General features: G+C 68.9%; 14 protein-coding genes. 6 read left to right on the top strand and 8 right to left on the bottom strand.

Going from position 1 to position 14549, the window contains the following annotated elements; genetic code table 11:
- Positions 1–11 precede the first annotated feature (11 nt).
- From ASG40_RS12190 to ASG40_RS12170, 5 genes are all read left to right on the top strand, one after another.
- A complete protein-coding gene (locus ASG40_RS12190) occupies positions 12–1070 on the top strand; it encodes a class 1 fructose-bisphosphatase (protein ID WP_055885835.1) in 1059 nt (352 codons plus the stop codon).
- A 22-nt stretch (positions 1071–1092) separates the two neighbouring features.
- On the top strand, positions 1093–1953 hold the full coding sequence (locus ASG40_RS12185; RefSeq protein WP_055885832.1) for a phosphoribulokinase: 861 nt from the start codon (positions 1093–1095) through the stop codon (positions 1951–1953).
- A 26-nt stretch (positions 1954–1979) separates the two neighbouring features.
- The gene (gene rpe, locus ASG40_RS12180) at positions 1980–2672 is read left to right on the top strand and encodes a ribulose-phosphate 3-epimerase (protein WP_055885828.1); all 693 of its coding nucleotides are present in this window, start codon (positions 1980–1982) and stop codon (positions 2670–2672) included.
- Positions 2666–3418: an HAD-IA family hydrolase gene (locus ASG40_RS12175; protein WP_055885825.1), complete on the top strand. Its 753-nt coding sequence runs from the start codon at positions 2666–2668 to the stop codon at positions 3416–3418. The genes rpe and ASG40_RS12175 overlap by 7 nt, the downstream gene beginning before the upstream one ends.
- Positions 3419–3717: 299 nt before the next feature.
- Entirely contained in the window at positions 3718–4464 is a 747-nt protein-coding gene (locus ASG40_RS12170; RefSeq protein WP_055885823.1) for a YebC/PmpR family DNA-binding transcriptional regulator, read from the top strand.
- A 55-nt stretch (positions 4465–4519) separates the two neighbouring features.
- Here ASG40_RS12170 and ASG40_RS12165 read toward each other — a convergent pair whose 3' ends face one another.
- The 8 genes from ASG40_RS12165 to ASG40_RS12150 all read right to left on the bottom strand — a co-directional run bounded on the left by ASG40_RS12165 (position 4520) and on the right by ASG40_RS12150 (position 10331).
- Positions 4520–6640, bottom strand: a complete 2121-nt coding sequence (locus tag ASG40_RS12165; RefSeq protein ID WP_156387697.1) for a peptidase domain-containing ABC transporter — start codon at positions 6638–6640, stop codon at positions 4520–4522.
- Between the two features lie 7 nt (positions 6641–6647).
- Positions 6648–7940 carry an HlyD family secretion protein gene (locus ASG40_RS12160; protein WP_055885822.1) on the bottom strand — a complete coding sequence of 431 codons (1293 nt, stop codon included), beginning with the start codon at positions 7938–7940 and terminating at the stop codon, positions 6648–6650.
- Positions 7937–8839, bottom strand: a complete 903-nt coding sequence (locus tag ASG40_RS12155) for an LpxL/LpxP family acyltransferase (protein ID WP_055885817.1) — start codon at positions 8837–8839, stop codon at positions 7937–7939. The genes ASG40_RS12160 and ASG40_RS12155 overlap by 4 nt, the downstream gene beginning before the upstream one ends.
- A gap of 139 nt (positions 8840–8978) precedes the next feature.
- Complete coding sequence (locus ASG40_RS22420) at positions 8979–9101, bottom strand: hypothetical protein (RefSeq protein WP_274533832.1); 123 nt, start codon at positions 9099–9101, stop codon at positions 8979–8981.
- Positions 9102–9359: 258 nt separating this feature from the next.
- A complete protein-coding gene (locus ASG40_RS21240) occupies positions 9360–9515 on the bottom strand; it encodes a hypothetical protein (protein WP_156387695.1) in 156 nt (51 codons plus the stop codon).
- Between the two features lie 89 nt (positions 9516–9604).
- Complete coding sequence (locus tag ASG40_RS21235) at positions 9605–9760, bottom strand: hypothetical protein (protein ID WP_156387694.1); 156 nt, start codon at positions 9758–9760, stop codon at positions 9605–9607.
- Between the two features lie 90 nt (positions 9761–9850).
- Positions 9851–10006, bottom strand: a complete 156-nt coding sequence (locus ASG40_RS21230) for a hypothetical protein (RefSeq protein ID WP_156387693.1) — start codon at positions 10004–10006, stop codon at positions 9851–9853.
- A gap of 151 nt (positions 10007–10157) precedes the next feature.
- Positions 10158–10331, bottom strand: coding sequence for a hypothetical protein (locus tag ASG40_RS12150; protein ID WP_156387692.1), 174 nt, complete (start codon positions 10329–10331; stop codon positions 10158–10160).
- Positions 10332–11030: 699 nt separating this feature from the next.
- Here ASG40_RS12150 and dnaE point away from each other — a divergent pair.
- On the top strand, positions 11031–14528 hold the full coding sequence (gene dnaE / locus ASG40_RS12145; protein WP_055885812.1) for a DNA polymerase III subunit alpha: 3498 nt from the start codon (positions 11031–11033) through the stop codon (positions 14526–14528).
- The last annotated feature ends 21 nt before the right edge of the window (positions 14529–14549 follow it).

The following is a 14549-nucleotide window of genomic DNA, read 5'->3' as shown; positions in this document are numbered from 1 at the left end:
GACGGGATTTCATGTCGACAGCGTCTCAGGAGATCGGCACCCACCTCGATGCCTGCCTCGCGCAGGCGGTGGCGGCGGACGCACGGATGGCGGATGTCGCCGCGGTGATCGCGGCCTGCGCCGCCGCCGCCATCGACGTGAGCGCGGTCATCGGCCGCGGCGCGCTGGGCGGGGACCTCGCCGCGCAGGGCGAGCACAACAGCGACGGCGACGTGCAGAAGGCGCTGGACGTGCTCGCGCACGAGCGATTCACCGAGGCGCTGCGCGGCGCGCCCGTGGCGGAGGTCGCCTCCGAGGAGGCCGAGGGGGTCATGGTGCTGAACCCCGGCGCGCCGCTCGCCGTGGCGATCGATCCCCTCGACGGGTCGTCCAACATCGGCGTCAACATGGCGGTGGGCACCATCTTCGGCATCCGCCCCGCGGTGGTGCGCGACGGCGACCCGATCGCCTCCTTCACCGACCCCGGTACGGCGCAGTTGGCGGCGGGCTTCATCACCTACGGGCCGGCGACCTCCCTCGTGGTCACCCTGGGTGCCGGCACGCAGATCTATACCCTCGACCGCGAGGCCGGCGCCTTCCGCCTCACCCACCCTCAGCTCACGGTCCCGGCCCAGAGCAACGAATACGCGATCAACGCCTCGAACGCCCGCCATTGGGACACCCCCGTGAAGGCCTATATCGAGGATTGCCTGCGCGGCACCGAGGGCCCGCGCGACCGCGATTGCAACATGCGCTGGCTCGGCTCCCTGGTGGCGGACGCGCAGCGCGTGCTCATGCGCGGCGGCGTCTTCCTGTATCCGGGCGACAACCGGAAGGGCTACGCGCAGGGGCGCCTGCGCCTCCTCTACGAGGCGGCACCCGTCGCCATGCTAATGGAACAGGCGGGAGCCGGTGCCACCGACGGCGAGCGCCGCATCCTCGACATCGCCGCCACCGGCATCCACGAGCGCGTGCCGCTGGTGTTCGGCTCGGCCGAGGAGGTGACGACCGTCGCCACCTACTACGGCGGCCGCAACCCCGCCGCGGGCCGCTCGCCGCTGTTCGGCCAGCGCGGCCTGATCCGGAGCTGAAGGCGGGCGCGGTCAGCACACCATGTCGGCGCGTCATCCCATCATCTCGGTGACCGGCTCCTCGGGCTCGGGCACCACCTCGGTGCGCAACACCTTCGAGCAGATCTTTCGCCGCGAGGACGTCAGCGCCGTCTACATCGAGGGCGACGCCTTCCACGCCCTGGACCGCATCGCCATGCGCAAGGCGATGGCCGAGGAGCCGACGCTCAGCCACTTCGCGCCGCGCGCCAACCTGCTGCCCGAGCTCGAGGAGGTGTTCCGGCGCTACGGCGAGTCGGGGGGCGGCCGCACCCGGCACTACGTCCACGACGCGGCGGCCGCCGAATGCTACGGCACGCCGCCGGGGACCTTCACGCCCTGGGAGGAATTCCCGCCGGGCTCGGACCTGCTGTTCTACGAGGGCCTGCACGGCTGCGTCGTCGACGACAACGTCGATCTCGCCCGCTACGCAGACCTGAAGATCGGCGTCGTGCCGGTGATCAACCTCGAATGGATCCAGAAGCTGCACCGGGACCGCTCGTTCCGCGGCTATTCCACCGAAGCCGTCACCGACGTGATCCTGCGGCGCATGCCCGACTACGTGCAGACCATCTGCCCGCAGTTCACCTGGACCGACATCAACTTCCAGCGCGTGCCGATGGTGGACACCTCGAACCCCTTCATCGCCCGCTGGATCCCCACCGCCGACGAATCGATGGTGGTGATCCGGTTCAAGGACCCGCGCGGCATCGACTTCGCCTACCTGATCTCGATGATCCACGGCAGTTTCATGAGCCGGGCCAATTCCATCGTCATCCCCGGCGGCAAGCTCGATCTGGCGATGCAGCTCATCCTGACGCCCATCATCATGCAACTCGTGGAGCGCAAGCGCCGCATGGCGTGACGCTGACGACAAATGAGGCCCCCTCCATGACCGGCCCGATCATCGCGCCCTCGATCCTTTCGGCGGATTTCTCCAAGCTCGGCGAGGAAGTCCGCGCCATCGACGCCGCCGGGGCAGACTGGATCCACCTCGACGTGATGGACGGGCACTTCGTGCCCAACCTCACCTTCGGCCCCGGGGTCATCAAGGCCCTGAGGCCGCACAGCCGGAAGCCCTTCGACGTGCACCTGATGATCGCCCCGGCCGATCCCTATCTGGCCGCCTTCGCGGAGGCCGGGGCGGACGCGATCTCCGTGCACGTGGAGGCCGGGCCGCATGTCCATCGCTCGCTCCAGACGATCCGGGCGCTGGGCAAGCGGGCCGGCCTCGCCCTCAACCCGGGCACGCCGGCCGCCATGGTCGAACCGCTGATCGACATGCTCGACCTCGTGATCGTCATGACAGTCAACCCGGGCTTCGGCGGGCAGAGCTTCATCCCCTCGACGCTGGAAACCGTGGCGCGCATCCGCGCCATGGCGGCGGGACGCGCTATCGACATCGAGGTGGACGGCGGCATCACGCCCGAGACGGTGGGGCTGGCGGCGGCCGCCGGCGCCAACGCCTTCGTGGCCGGCAACGCCGTCTTCAAGGGCGGTCCGGCCGGCTACGGCGACCGCATCGGCGAGATCCGCGCCGGGGCGCAGGACCGCATGGGCCGCGACGGCACGCTGTCATGCTGAAGGCGCTGATCTTCGACGTCGACGGGACCCTGGCCGAGACCGAGGACCTGCATCGCCAGGCCTTCAACCTCGCCTTCTCGCAGATGGGCCTCGACTGGGCGTGGTCGCCCCGGACCTACGCCGACCTCCTCGCCGTGATGGGCGGCAAGGAGCGGCTGGCCCACTACATCGCCACGGAACGCGGGGACGAGGCCGAACGCCTGGCGCCGCTCCAGGGCGAGATCCACGCGCGCAAGACCCGGCTCTACGGCGACCTCGTGGAAGCCGGGCGCCTCGCCCTGCGTCCCGGCATCGCCCGGCTGGTGGCCGAGGCCAAGGCCGGCGGCGTCCGCCTCGGCGTCGCAACGACCACCACCCGGCCGAACGTCGACCGCCTGCTCGCCGTCAATTTTCGCGATGGCGGCATGGGCGTGTTCGACGCGATCGCCTCGGGCGACGAGGCCGCGCGCAAGAAGCCGGCTCCGGACGTCTTCCTCCTCGCCCTGGAGCGCCTGGGTGTGGCCGCGTCCGAGGCCATCGCGTTCGAGGATTCCGCCGCCGGCATCCGCTCCGCCCGCGACGCCGGCCTGCCGGTGATCGCCACCCGCAGTCGCTACACCGAGAGCCATCGCCTCGAAGGCGCGTTCTCGGCGGTCTCGGACCTCGGAGAACCGGGCCAGCCCCACCGGCACATCGACGGGACGGCCTGGCCCGACGGGGTGGTCACCCTCGCGGCCCTCCAGGCCTGGCACGCGGCGGCCTCGTAGCCGGCGCCCCTGTCCCGGCAGCCCCCTGTTCCGGCAGACCCTGGGCCTTGCGGGGAAACAGGGTCAGCCCCGCCAGCACGCCGAGGATCGCGGCGAGGCCGAGGGTGCGGCGGCCGCGCGGCCTGTCTACGGTCGTCCGGCTCGTGTCCATGGCGATCACCTTCGCGTTGCCTCTGCGCCGGCAGCCGGCCTATAACCCGCGCCATCCCCAACGTGGCGGCGTCGAGGAAGGGTCCGTCCGGGCCTTTGGCGTCCCGTCGCGATCCCGAGATGCGCATTCCGCAGACGAAGGTCACGCCATGGCCGGCCATTCCCAGTTCAAGAACATCATGCACCGCAAGGGCCGCGTCGACGCGGTCCGCTCGAAGCTGTTCGGCAAGCTCGCCCGCGAGATCACCGTGGCGGCCAAGCTCGGCCTGCCCGACCCGGCCATGAACGCGCGCCTGCGCGCCGCCATCATCGCGGCCCGCGCCGAGAACGTCCCCAAGGACAACATCGACCGCGCCATCAAGAAGGCCAGCGGGGCGGACGCCGAGACCTACGACGAGGTTCGCTACGAGGGCTACGGCCCGGGCGGGGCCGCGCTCATCGTGGAGGCGCAGACCGACAACCGCAACCGCACGGCCAGCGACGTCCGCTCGGCCTTCACCAAGGCCGGCGGCAATCTCGCCGAGACCGGGGCCGTCGCCTTCCTGTTCGACCATGTCGGCCTGATCGCCTTCGGCCCCGAGGTCGCCGACGCCGAGGCGATGCTGGAGGCGGCGATCGAGGCGGGCGCCGACGACGTGCGCTCGGACGCGGACGGCCACGAGGTCACCTGCGCGCAGGATTCCTACGGCGAGGTCTCGAAGGCCCTCGAAGCCCGCTTCGGCGAGCCGCGCCGCACCACCCTGGTGTGGAAGGCGCAGGCCCCCATCGCTGTGGACGACGAGACCGGCGAGAAGCTGATCCGCCTCGTCGAGGTGATCGAGGACCAGGACGACGTCCAGAACGTCTACGTCAACTTCACGCTTTCGGACGCCCTCATGGCCAAGCTCGAGGCATAACCGCCGGTCTGGGTCGATCCCGGGCGGCAGGATCGATCCCAGGTGGCAGGATCGGTCAGGCGCTGAGCGCCACGGGCGTGCGATGGACCTCCACGAGGCGGCCGTCCTGCACCCGGAAGGCGCGGTCGACCTGGTCGAGCAGCATCTCCGAATGGGTCACGAAGATCTTGGCTGCCGGAACCCGCTTCAGTCCCTCCACCAGGGCGAGTTCGGTGGCCGGATCGAGGTTGGCGGTGACCTCGTCGAGGAGCAGCAGGCGCGGCGAGCGGCAGAGCGCGCGGGCCAGCAGCAGCCGGCGGCGCTGGCCGGTGGAGAGGATGCTCGATTCCTCCGACACCAGGGTGGCGAAGCCCTGCGGTAGCCGCTCGATCTCCTCGGCGAGGCCGACGCAGTCGAGGGCCTTGACCATGGCCGCCTTGGTCACGTCGGGATCGAACATCGCGAGGTTGTCGGCCACCGTTCCGGCGAAGACGCCGTCGTCGGCGAAGACCGCCCCGAGGTTGGCCCTGAACTCGCGCTTGCCGAACTGGCTGATCGGCTGGCCGTCGATGAGCAGGCGCCCTTCGGCCGGTTCGTGCAGGCTCGCGATGATCTTGAGGAGCGAGGACTTGCCCGAGCCCGAGAGGCCGAGGATCGCGATCGACTCCTTGCGTTCGAGGTCGATGGAGAGGTTCACGTTCTCGAGGAGCGGCCGGTCGGCCCGGCCGAACCGGACCATGACGTTCTCCAGGCTCACGGTGCGCCGGATGCGCCGGTCAACGGCGGCGGCATCGGCGTGGGGCTCGGCCTCCTGCCCGATGACGTCGTCGAGGCGCTTGAAGTGGACCTTCATGATCGAGAACTGCAAGAGGTTGGTGGCGAGCAGGTTCACGATCTCGAAGAAGTGGTTCCGCAGGGCGAAGAAGGCGTAGAGCATGCCCACCGAGAGCGTGCTCTTCATGACGCCGGTGACGCCCATGTAGAGGGTCAGCACCGTGCTGAGCACGATGGCGATGTGGATGAACAGCTCGGTGGCGATGGCCGCCTTGCGCGCCTGGAAGTCGGTGTTGGCGAAGCGCACGAAACTCTCGAACCAGCGCATGGTGAAGAGTTCGGAGGTGTTGTGCGCCTTCAGGGTCTGGATCCGCCGCAACCCGTCGATCAGGAGCGAGCGCTCCTGGGAATGGGCGTCGAGGGAGGCGTCGGTGTAGCGGCGCAGGGCCGGGAACGAGACGAAGCGCAGGGCGAGCACCGCCACCAGGGTCAGGAGCGAGACCATGGTCATCGCCGGCGAGTAGTAGAACATCAGCCCGACGATCAGGATCGACATCAGCGCGTCGGCCACGGAGGCGACGAGGCCGCCCACGAGACTCGCCTTGACGTGCTCGATCGAATCCAGCCGCACCACGAAGTCGCCGGGATGGCGCGACTCGAAGAACTTCAGCGGCAGCCGCATGGCATGGCCGACGACGTTGCGGGTGAAGGCGATCTGCAGGAGGATCGACGAGCGCAGGGTGATGTAGTCGCGCAGGCCCTTGGCGATGGCCTCGAACACCAGGAAGAACCCGAGGCCGATGGTGAGCACGGCCAGGAGATCGAGGTCGGTCTGCGGGATCACCGTGTCGAGGGCGATCTCCAAGAGGATCGGGGTCGAGAGCGACAGGAGCCCGATCGCCAGGGACACGATGGTGACCTGGCTCAGGACGTTGCCGAGGCCGCGGATCGAACGGAACAGCTCGAAGAAGCTCGTGGCCGACTTCGACTCGACCTTGCTGAAGTCGATCCGCGGTTCGAACTCGAGGGCGACGCCGGAGAAGTACCGCTCCATGTCGGCGCGCTGGTAGAGGCGCAGGCCGAACTGCGGGTCCATGACGTGGAAGGTGTCGCCGACGATGCGCTCCAGCACCACGAAGTGGTTGCCCTGCCAGTGCAGCAGCGCCGGCAGCGACAGGTTGGCGAGTTCGCCGACGTTGGCGAGGCCGTAGCCCTGCGCGTCGAGGGAGAGGGCGCCGGCCACCTCGACGATGTTGGCCAGGGTCATCCCGCTGCGCGAGAGCGGGAACAGGGTGCGCATGTAGGTGAGGTCGACGTCGTGGCGATGATAGTTGGCGATCATCGCGAGGCAGGCGAGGCCGCACTCGTTGGCCTCGCTCTGCAGGATCGGCTTGACGGCCCGGCGCCGATTCAGGAACGACATGGTCCGATCAGCCCCGTCCGCGCATGGCCCGGATCGGGTCGAGGACCCAATCGATCAGGCGCCTGCGCTCGATCACGATATCCGCCGAGAGGGTGGAGCCGAGGGCGATGGTCTCGTCCCGGCCGTAGGCGTGGATCACCTTGGTCTCGGGCCTCACCTCGACGCGGAACACCGACTGCTGGGCCGAGGCCGTGGCCGCCGCGGGGCGCCCGTCGGCCATGCCGTCCTTTTCCGAGGTGACGGTGGGCGCCTTGATCGGCGAGGAGGCGATGGCGGTGATGGTGCCGTGCGAGACGCCGAAGACCTTGAAGGGGAAGGCGTCGTACTTGAGGACGACGCGCTGGCCGACCTTGGCGAGGCCGATGGCACGCGATGGCACCTCGAGCACCACCACCGGCTCGGCGGCGGGATCGCCGACCACGGCGACGACCTGGTCGGACTGGACCGCGGCTCCGGTCTCCGCGAGCAGGCTCGCCACCTGGCCGGCGAAGGGCGCCAGCACCTGGATCTCGGATTGGGCCTGGGTGCCGGCGAGCTGGGCCTCGATCAGGCTGAGCTCGCTGGCGATGGTGGACAACTGCCCCTGCTTCTCCAGGACGAGCTGCTGGAGGGTGCGCACGCGCTCGGTGCTCTGCTGGGTCAACTCGGCCCGGCGCACCCGGATCTCCGAGAGCTGGCGGGCGTAGTCGAAGGCGGTGCGCTCGTAGCTGTTGAGCGCGTCGCGGGTGGCGTAGCCCGCGGTCATGTACTGGCGGACCCGGCGCACCATCTGCTCCTGGCGCTCGAGGGCCCGGCGGATCGCGTCCTCGTTCTGGATCGTCGCCTTGATGACGCTGTCGAGGGTCTGGGTGAGCTGGCTGCTGTCGCCCGCGCTGGAATCGAGGAAGCTCGTCAGGCGCGCCTGGCTGGCCAGCAGGTTGTCCCGCTTCTGGCGCAGGCTCGCGGCGGCGGCGCCGACGGTGGAGACGCCGTTACTGGTGACTTCGCGCAGGCGGATCGTCATGATCGGCTGGCCGGCCGCCACCATCCCGCCCTGGGGGACGTGGATCGTCTTGACCACGCCGTTGACCTGCGCATCGAGGCGCGACAGCCCCGACGAGGCCGAGGTGTAGCCGCGCACGGCCTCGGTGCGTGCGAAATGCCCGAACGTCATCACCATGACGAGGACGACCACGAGGGCGCCGCACAGCATCGCGAGCCAGGTCGTGCCCCTGTCCTGGCGGACGTGGATCGATGAGCCCAGGGCCCTGGCGGCACCGCCGAGGGACGGTGCCGGCGCGTCGGGGGCGGCGGAGGTCATTCGGCGGCATCCGTGGCGAGATCGGGCAGGGGGGCGAATTCGGACAGGCGCGGCCAGAAGTGCCATTGCCCGGGTGCGCGCAGGATCGCCGTCTCCACGTGGCGGGAGACGAGGCCGGCGATGCGCAGCCGCTCGGCGCGGCCGACGTCGACCACCTCGAAGGCGCGGCCCACGTGCACGGTGTCGCCGCTCAGCGACGAGGTGACGGCGAGCGGCACGACGGTGGCGTTGGCGACCCGCGCCAGCGAATCGATCCCCAACGCCAGTCGCATCGGCCGGCCGAGGAGCTCGACGTCGATCGGGCCGCCGTAGCTCGGAGGCAGGTCGACGAAATAGATCACGACGGCGCCCTGGCGCACGAACCGCACCGCCTCGGCATAGCTCGCCTTGTCGGAGACCTGCAGGAACCGCATCTCGATGCCGATCTCGCGGATGCGCTCCATCACCCGGGTATCGGCCTCGTGGTCCTCTCGCGCCCGCAGGATCAGCATCCGCCGTCCGGGAAAGAACGTCCTCATGGTGGCCGCGAGGCCGAAGACGTAGTTACCCATGTGAAGGGGGGCCAGGATGACCGGATTGCCCGATGCCGCCGTGCGGGTGAGGATGCCGGCACCCTCCGTCACCACCCGGCGCGAATCGGCGATCAGCTGGTCGGTGCTGCGCACCAGCAGCGCCAGCCATTCGAGTTCGGTGAGGGTGTCGTGAAAGGCGATCTCGCGGTCGAGCCGCTTGGCGTCACGGGTGCCCAACCGCAGGGTGTGGCGCAGGAGGCCGTGGAGATCGAAGTCGGCCTTGCGTCCCGCGATCCTGCCGGCGGTCCAGACCGCACGCAGGGCGTGCCGCCGCGCCGCGAGGGGCAGGCTGGCAATGCGTCGTGAGAGGGCAGGAATGTCGTCCATGATGGCGACATGCCTAGCCTAACGGGCTTTGCGACAGGTTAAGGCGGCGCCCAGCGCAACCCTCGCGTTGCAACCGGACGCCGCCGATTCGAGATCGGTGCGTGCGGGTCCGCCGACCCGCACGCGAGGGAATGCGAGGTCAGGACTTGTCCTTGCCCTTGCCGCCCTTGCCATGACCCTTGTCGTGGCCATGACCGTGGCCGTAGTCCTTGCCACCGCCGCCGGACACGGTCTGCAGGGTCTTCAGATCGAGCTTGCGCATGTCATCACTCCTGGGGCTAAACGGCGTTAACACATCGTTAACTCCACCCTCTTGATGACCGACGATTCGTGCCCTGTCGAGATCATGCGACGGACGATACAGGGCCTTATTGCTACTTAAGTAATATAAGCCTGAACTCTATTGAGTGTCGCGCGCTCGACATTGCTCTCACCAAGACGGGAAGGCGGTGTCGGCAGACGGCCTCGGTGTCGATCGGTCCGGGGGCCGGAGCCTCGACCGGACCGGTCTCGGTGCCGATCAGGACTTCTTCGACGAGCCGCTGTTCGAGCTCTGGTTCGAGGTGTTGCCGTAATAGACGGTGTTGCCGTTGCCGTTGATGGCGACGCCGTGATTGGTCGCCTGAGCGGCGCCGCCCGAGATCGCGGTCAGGGTGGTGAGGTCGAGCTTGGTCATCGGTCCGATATCCTGAGTTGTGAGGGAGGGAGGAAAGGGCGCCCGTGGTCCGGGTGCCCGGCAGAGGTCGGATCGCGGCTAAGCGCGGATCAGCACTTCTTCGACGAACCCTTGTTCGAGCTCTGGTTCGCGGTGTTGCCGTAATAGACGGTGTTGCCGTCACCGTTGATGGCGACGCCGCCGTTGCTGGCCTGCGCGGCGCCGCCGGAAATCGCGGTCATGGTGGTGAGGTCGAGCTTCGTCATCGGTCCGGTACCCTGGCTGTGAGAGGGGGAGATCGAGGGGCGCCCGTGGGCCGGGCGCCCGGGAGACGTCGGATCGCGCTGAAGCGCGGATCAGGACTTCTTCGACGAGCCGCTGTTGGAGCTCTGGTTCGAGGTGTTGCCGTAATAGACGGTGTTGCCGTTGCCGTTGATGGCGACGCCACCGTTGGTGGCCTGGGCGGCGCCGCCCGAGATCGTGGTCATGCTGGTGAGGTCGAGCTTCGTCATGGCGTTGTCTCCGCGGAATGGGTCATTGAAAAAGGATGGGGGTTCGTCCCGAGGCCGAGCCGTCGTCGACGGTTCACGTCGACGAGGCCGGCCGGTCAAGGGCGTGTCGAGCGGTCGGTCGCGGGGAGCAAAACCACGCGACCTGTCCTGATCAGGACTTCTTCGACGAGCCGCTGTTCGAGCTCTGGTTCGAGGTGTTGCCGTAATAGACGGTGTTGCCGTTGCCATTGATGGCGACGCCGCCGTTGCTGGCCTGGGCGCCACCGCCGCCGGCATAACCACCGCCCGAGATCGCGGTCATGGTGGTGAGATCGAGCTTCGTCATGGTCATCTTCCCGTTCGTCTGTCGAAGTCAGCGCCGCGCCAGCTCCGTGACGCCTTATTGCTACGTTTTTCAGTGTTCGTCTACGACAAATGCGACGTTACGCATTCTATGATTAATCTACCTAAGTACATCGAGAATTCGACTACGCAGTTCAGGCTCTGACAAGGTTAACGCGTCCGCGCCAGTCTGTTGAGGTCGCGCATTCATGCCTGGGCAGGGCGGCCCGTCTTCGGTCGCGTGGATATCGGCGGACAAGCTCCACGACGGCCGCCGCCCGCGCGGAGCTGCAGGCAGGGAAGGGAAGGGCAGGAAAGGACCGACGCTCATAAACTCTTCACCCTGTCGCAAGCGCCGGACACATCCCCGCTTTACACAGAACAAAACAGGAACAAAGATCGCGGGATCACCCGAAGGAGCGACGACGATGATCAAGCGCACGATCGTGACCGGCATGGTCGAGTTCACGGCCTTCGGGCTGCTCGCCGGTGCGCTGGCGGCGTGGGCGGTGGCGCTCGCGCCCCTGCGTTGAGCGCGCGCCGCTCCGGTGCCGACCCGTCCTCTCCCGTCGGCGGATCACGCCTGGACCGGGCTGCGCGATCCGTGGCGGCGAAGGCACAGCCGGGCTCCGTTCCACAGGCAATCGCAGGACCGGTGCCGGTGGTGGGTAGACGGGTAAGGACGACTCGCGATCCTGGCGCCATGACGCTCAAAGATCCCGGCTTCGTCCATCTCCACGTCCATTCCTCGTTCTCCCTGCTCGAAGGGGCCCTGAAGGTCGGCGACCTCGTCAAGGCCGCAGCGGCTGACCGGCAGCCCGCCCTGGCGCTCACCGACACCAACAACCTGTTCGGGGCCCTGGAATTCTCGGAGAAGGCGGCGGGCCTGGGCATCCAGCCGATCGCCGGCCTGCACCTGTCGGTCGCCTTCGAGTCCCCCGACCCGATGGCGCGGGTGGCCCATGTCCCGGCGAGCACCGTGGTCGTCCTCGCCCAGGACGAGCGCGGCTACGGCAACCTGCTGCGGCTGGCGAGCCGGGCCTATTTCGACGGCCCCCTCGGAGAACCGCCCCGGATCGCCGCCCAGGCCCTCACCGAGGCCAGCGGCGGGCTGATCGCGCTCACGGGAGGCCCGTCCGGCCCCCTCGACACCGCCCTGCGGGCCGGGCGCAGCGAACTCGCCGCCAGGCGCCTGGAACGGCTCGTCGGGGCGTTCGGCCAGGACAACCTCTATGTGGAGATCCAGCGCCATGGGCTCGACGAGGAGCGGATGGTCGAGCGCGAACTCATCCGCCTCGCCGACGGCCACGGCCTGGGGATCGTGGCCTCGAACGAGCCGTTCTTCGGCAAAGCCGACGACTACGCCGCCCACGATGCGCTGCTCGCCATCGCCGAGGGCCGCCTCGTCTCCGACGAGCGCCGCCGCCGGCTGACGCCGCGGCACGCCTTCACGACCCGGGCCGAGATGGCACGCCTGTTCCACGACCTGCCGGACGCGCTCGCCGCCAGCATCGAGATCGCCATGCGCTGCGCCTACCGGGTCCGTACCCGCAAGCCGATCCTCCCGAACTTCGCCCGCGTCCAGGCCGAGGCCGTCGCCGGCGACGCGACCGACGACGTCGGCATCTCCGGGGTGGCCTCGGAGCCGGACGAGCTGCGGCGCCAGGCCGAGGCCGGCCTCGACCTGCGCCTGGCCGCCCACGGCCCGGCACCCGGCATGACCGAGCAGGTCTACCGCGAGCGCCTCGCCTTCGAGCTCGACGTCATCGTCGGCATGAAGTTTCCCGGCTACTTCCTGATCGTGTCCGACTTCATCAAATGGGCCAAGGACCACGACATCCCCGTCGGACCCGGCCGCGGCTCGGGCGCGGGCTCGCTCGTGGCCTACGCGCTCCTGATCACCGACCTCGACCCGCTTCGGTTCGGCCTTCTGTTCGAGCGCTTCCTCAACCCCGAGCGCGTCTCGATGCCGGATTTCGACATCGACTTCTGCGTCGAGGGGCGCGAGCGCGTGATCCAGTACGTGCAGGAGCGCTACGGCGAGCCTCAGGTCGCCCAGATCATCACCTTCGGCACCCTGCAGGCGCGTGGCGTGCTGCGCGACGTCGGGCGCGTGCTGGAGATGCCCTATGGGCAGGTCGACAAGCTGACCAAGCTGGTGCCGCAGAACCCGGCCAATCCCGTCACCCTGACCCAGGCGATCGAGGGCGAGCCCAAGCTGCAGGCCGCCATGGAGGAGGAGCCGGTGGTGGCCCGCCTCATGGGGATCGCCAAGAAGCTGGAGGGCCTGCACCGCCACGCCTCGACCCACGCCGCCGGCGTGGTGATCGGCGACCGGCCGATCGAGGCCCTGGTGCCGCTCTACCGCGATCCCAAGACCGGCATGCGGGTGACCCAGTTCAACATGAAGTGGGTCGAGGCCGCCGGCCTGGTCAAGTTCGACTTCCTGGGCCTGAAGACCCTGACGATGCTGCGCTGCTGCACCGATCTGCTCAAGCAGCGCGGCATCCACGTCGATCTCGCCTCGCTGCCGCTGAACGATCCCAAGACCTACGAGCCGATGAAGCGCGGCGAGACGGTGGGCGTGTTCCAAGTGGAATCCGCCGGCATGCGCAAGGCGCTCGTGGAGATGCAGGCCGACCGCTTCGAGGACATCATCGCGCTGGTGGCACTCTACCGGCCGGGCCCGATGGCCAACATCCCGGTCTATTGCGAGCGCAAGCTCGGTCGCGACGCCGGCAACGAGGCCGCCTGGTATCCCCACCCCAAGCTCGAGCCGATCCTGGCCGAGACCTTCGGCATCATCGTCTACCAGGAGCAGGTGATGGAGGTGGCCAAGGTGCTGGCCGGCTATTCGCTCGGCGACGCCGACATGCTCCGCCGCGCCATGGGCAAGAAGATCAAGGCCGAGATGGACGCCCAGCGCGACCGCTTCGTGAAAGGCTCGGTGGAGCGCGGCCTGACGGAGTCGAAAGCCAACGAGATCTTCGACCTCCTGGCCAAGTTCGCCGACTACGGCTTCAACAAGAGCCATGCCGCGGCCTACGCCCTCCTGACCTACCAGACCGCCTATCTCAAGGCGAACCATCCGGTCGAATTCCTGGCCGCGGCGATGCAGCTCGACATCGACGTCACCGACAAGCTCGCCGAGTTCCGCCAGGACGCCCAGCGCCTGAAGATCACGGTGGAACCGCCGTCGATCAACACCTCGGGCGTCGGCTTCGAGGTCCACGACGGGCGCATTCGCTACGCCCTGGCGGCGATCAAGGGCGTCGGACGGGCCGCCGTGGAAGCCCTCGTGGCGGCCCGCGGCGACAAGCCCTTCGGCGACCTCGCCTGCCTCGCCCGGCGGCTCAACCCGCGCCACGTCAACAAGCGCACCCTGGAGAACCTGGTGGCCGCCGGCGCCCTCGATCCGATCGAGGTCGACCGGGCGCGGGCGTTCGCCGCGGTGGAACCGATGATGAAGCTGGCGCAGGGGGCGGCCGAGGCCGAGAGCACCGGCATCGCCGACATGTTCGGCGGCGTCGTGGCGCTGGGCATCGAACTGCGGGTGCCGCCCTACGAGCCTTGGCCGATGGCCGAGACCCTCAAGAAGGAATACGAGGCCATCGGCTTCTTCCTGTCCGGCCACCCCCTCGACGAGTACGGCGCGCTCCTCGAAAAGCTGCGGGTGCAGACCTGGGCCGAGTTCGGCAAGGGCGTGCGGGCCGGCACCACGAGCGTCGCCAAGGTCGCGGCCTCGGTGCTCGACCGGTCCGAGCGCCGCACCAAGAGCGGCAACAAGCTCGGGATCGTGACGCTCTCGGACCAGACCGGCCACTTCGAGGCGATCATCTTCCAGGAGGGGCTGAACCAGTTCCGCGAGATCCTGGAGCCGGGCCGACCCCTCGTTCTGCAATTGCAGGCCAACCTCGAGGGCGACGACGTGCGCGCCCGCATCCTCTCGGCCGAACCCCTCGACGAGGCGGTGGCCCGCCACCAGAAGGGCATGCGGGTCTACCTGCGCGACGAACGCCCGCTCGGCAGCGTCCACCAGCGCCTGCAGGTGCGCGGCGAGGGCGAGGTCTCGTTGATCCTCATCCTCGACGGCGGCGAACGCGAGGTCGAGGTCAAGCTGCCGGGCAAATACCAGGCGACGCCACAGATCGCCGGGGCGCTGCGGGCGGTGCCGGGTGTGGTGCAGGTGGAGGTGAACTGAGCGCCGGCGCCGGCCGGGAAG

Source organism: Methylobacterium sp. Leaf399 (assembly GCF_001424525.1).
Classification (GTDB): Bacteria; Pseudomonadota; Alphaproteobacteria; order Rhizobiales; family Beijerinckiaceae; genus Methylobacterium.
This window is presented reverse-complemented; position numbering and strand designations above follow the sequence as displayed.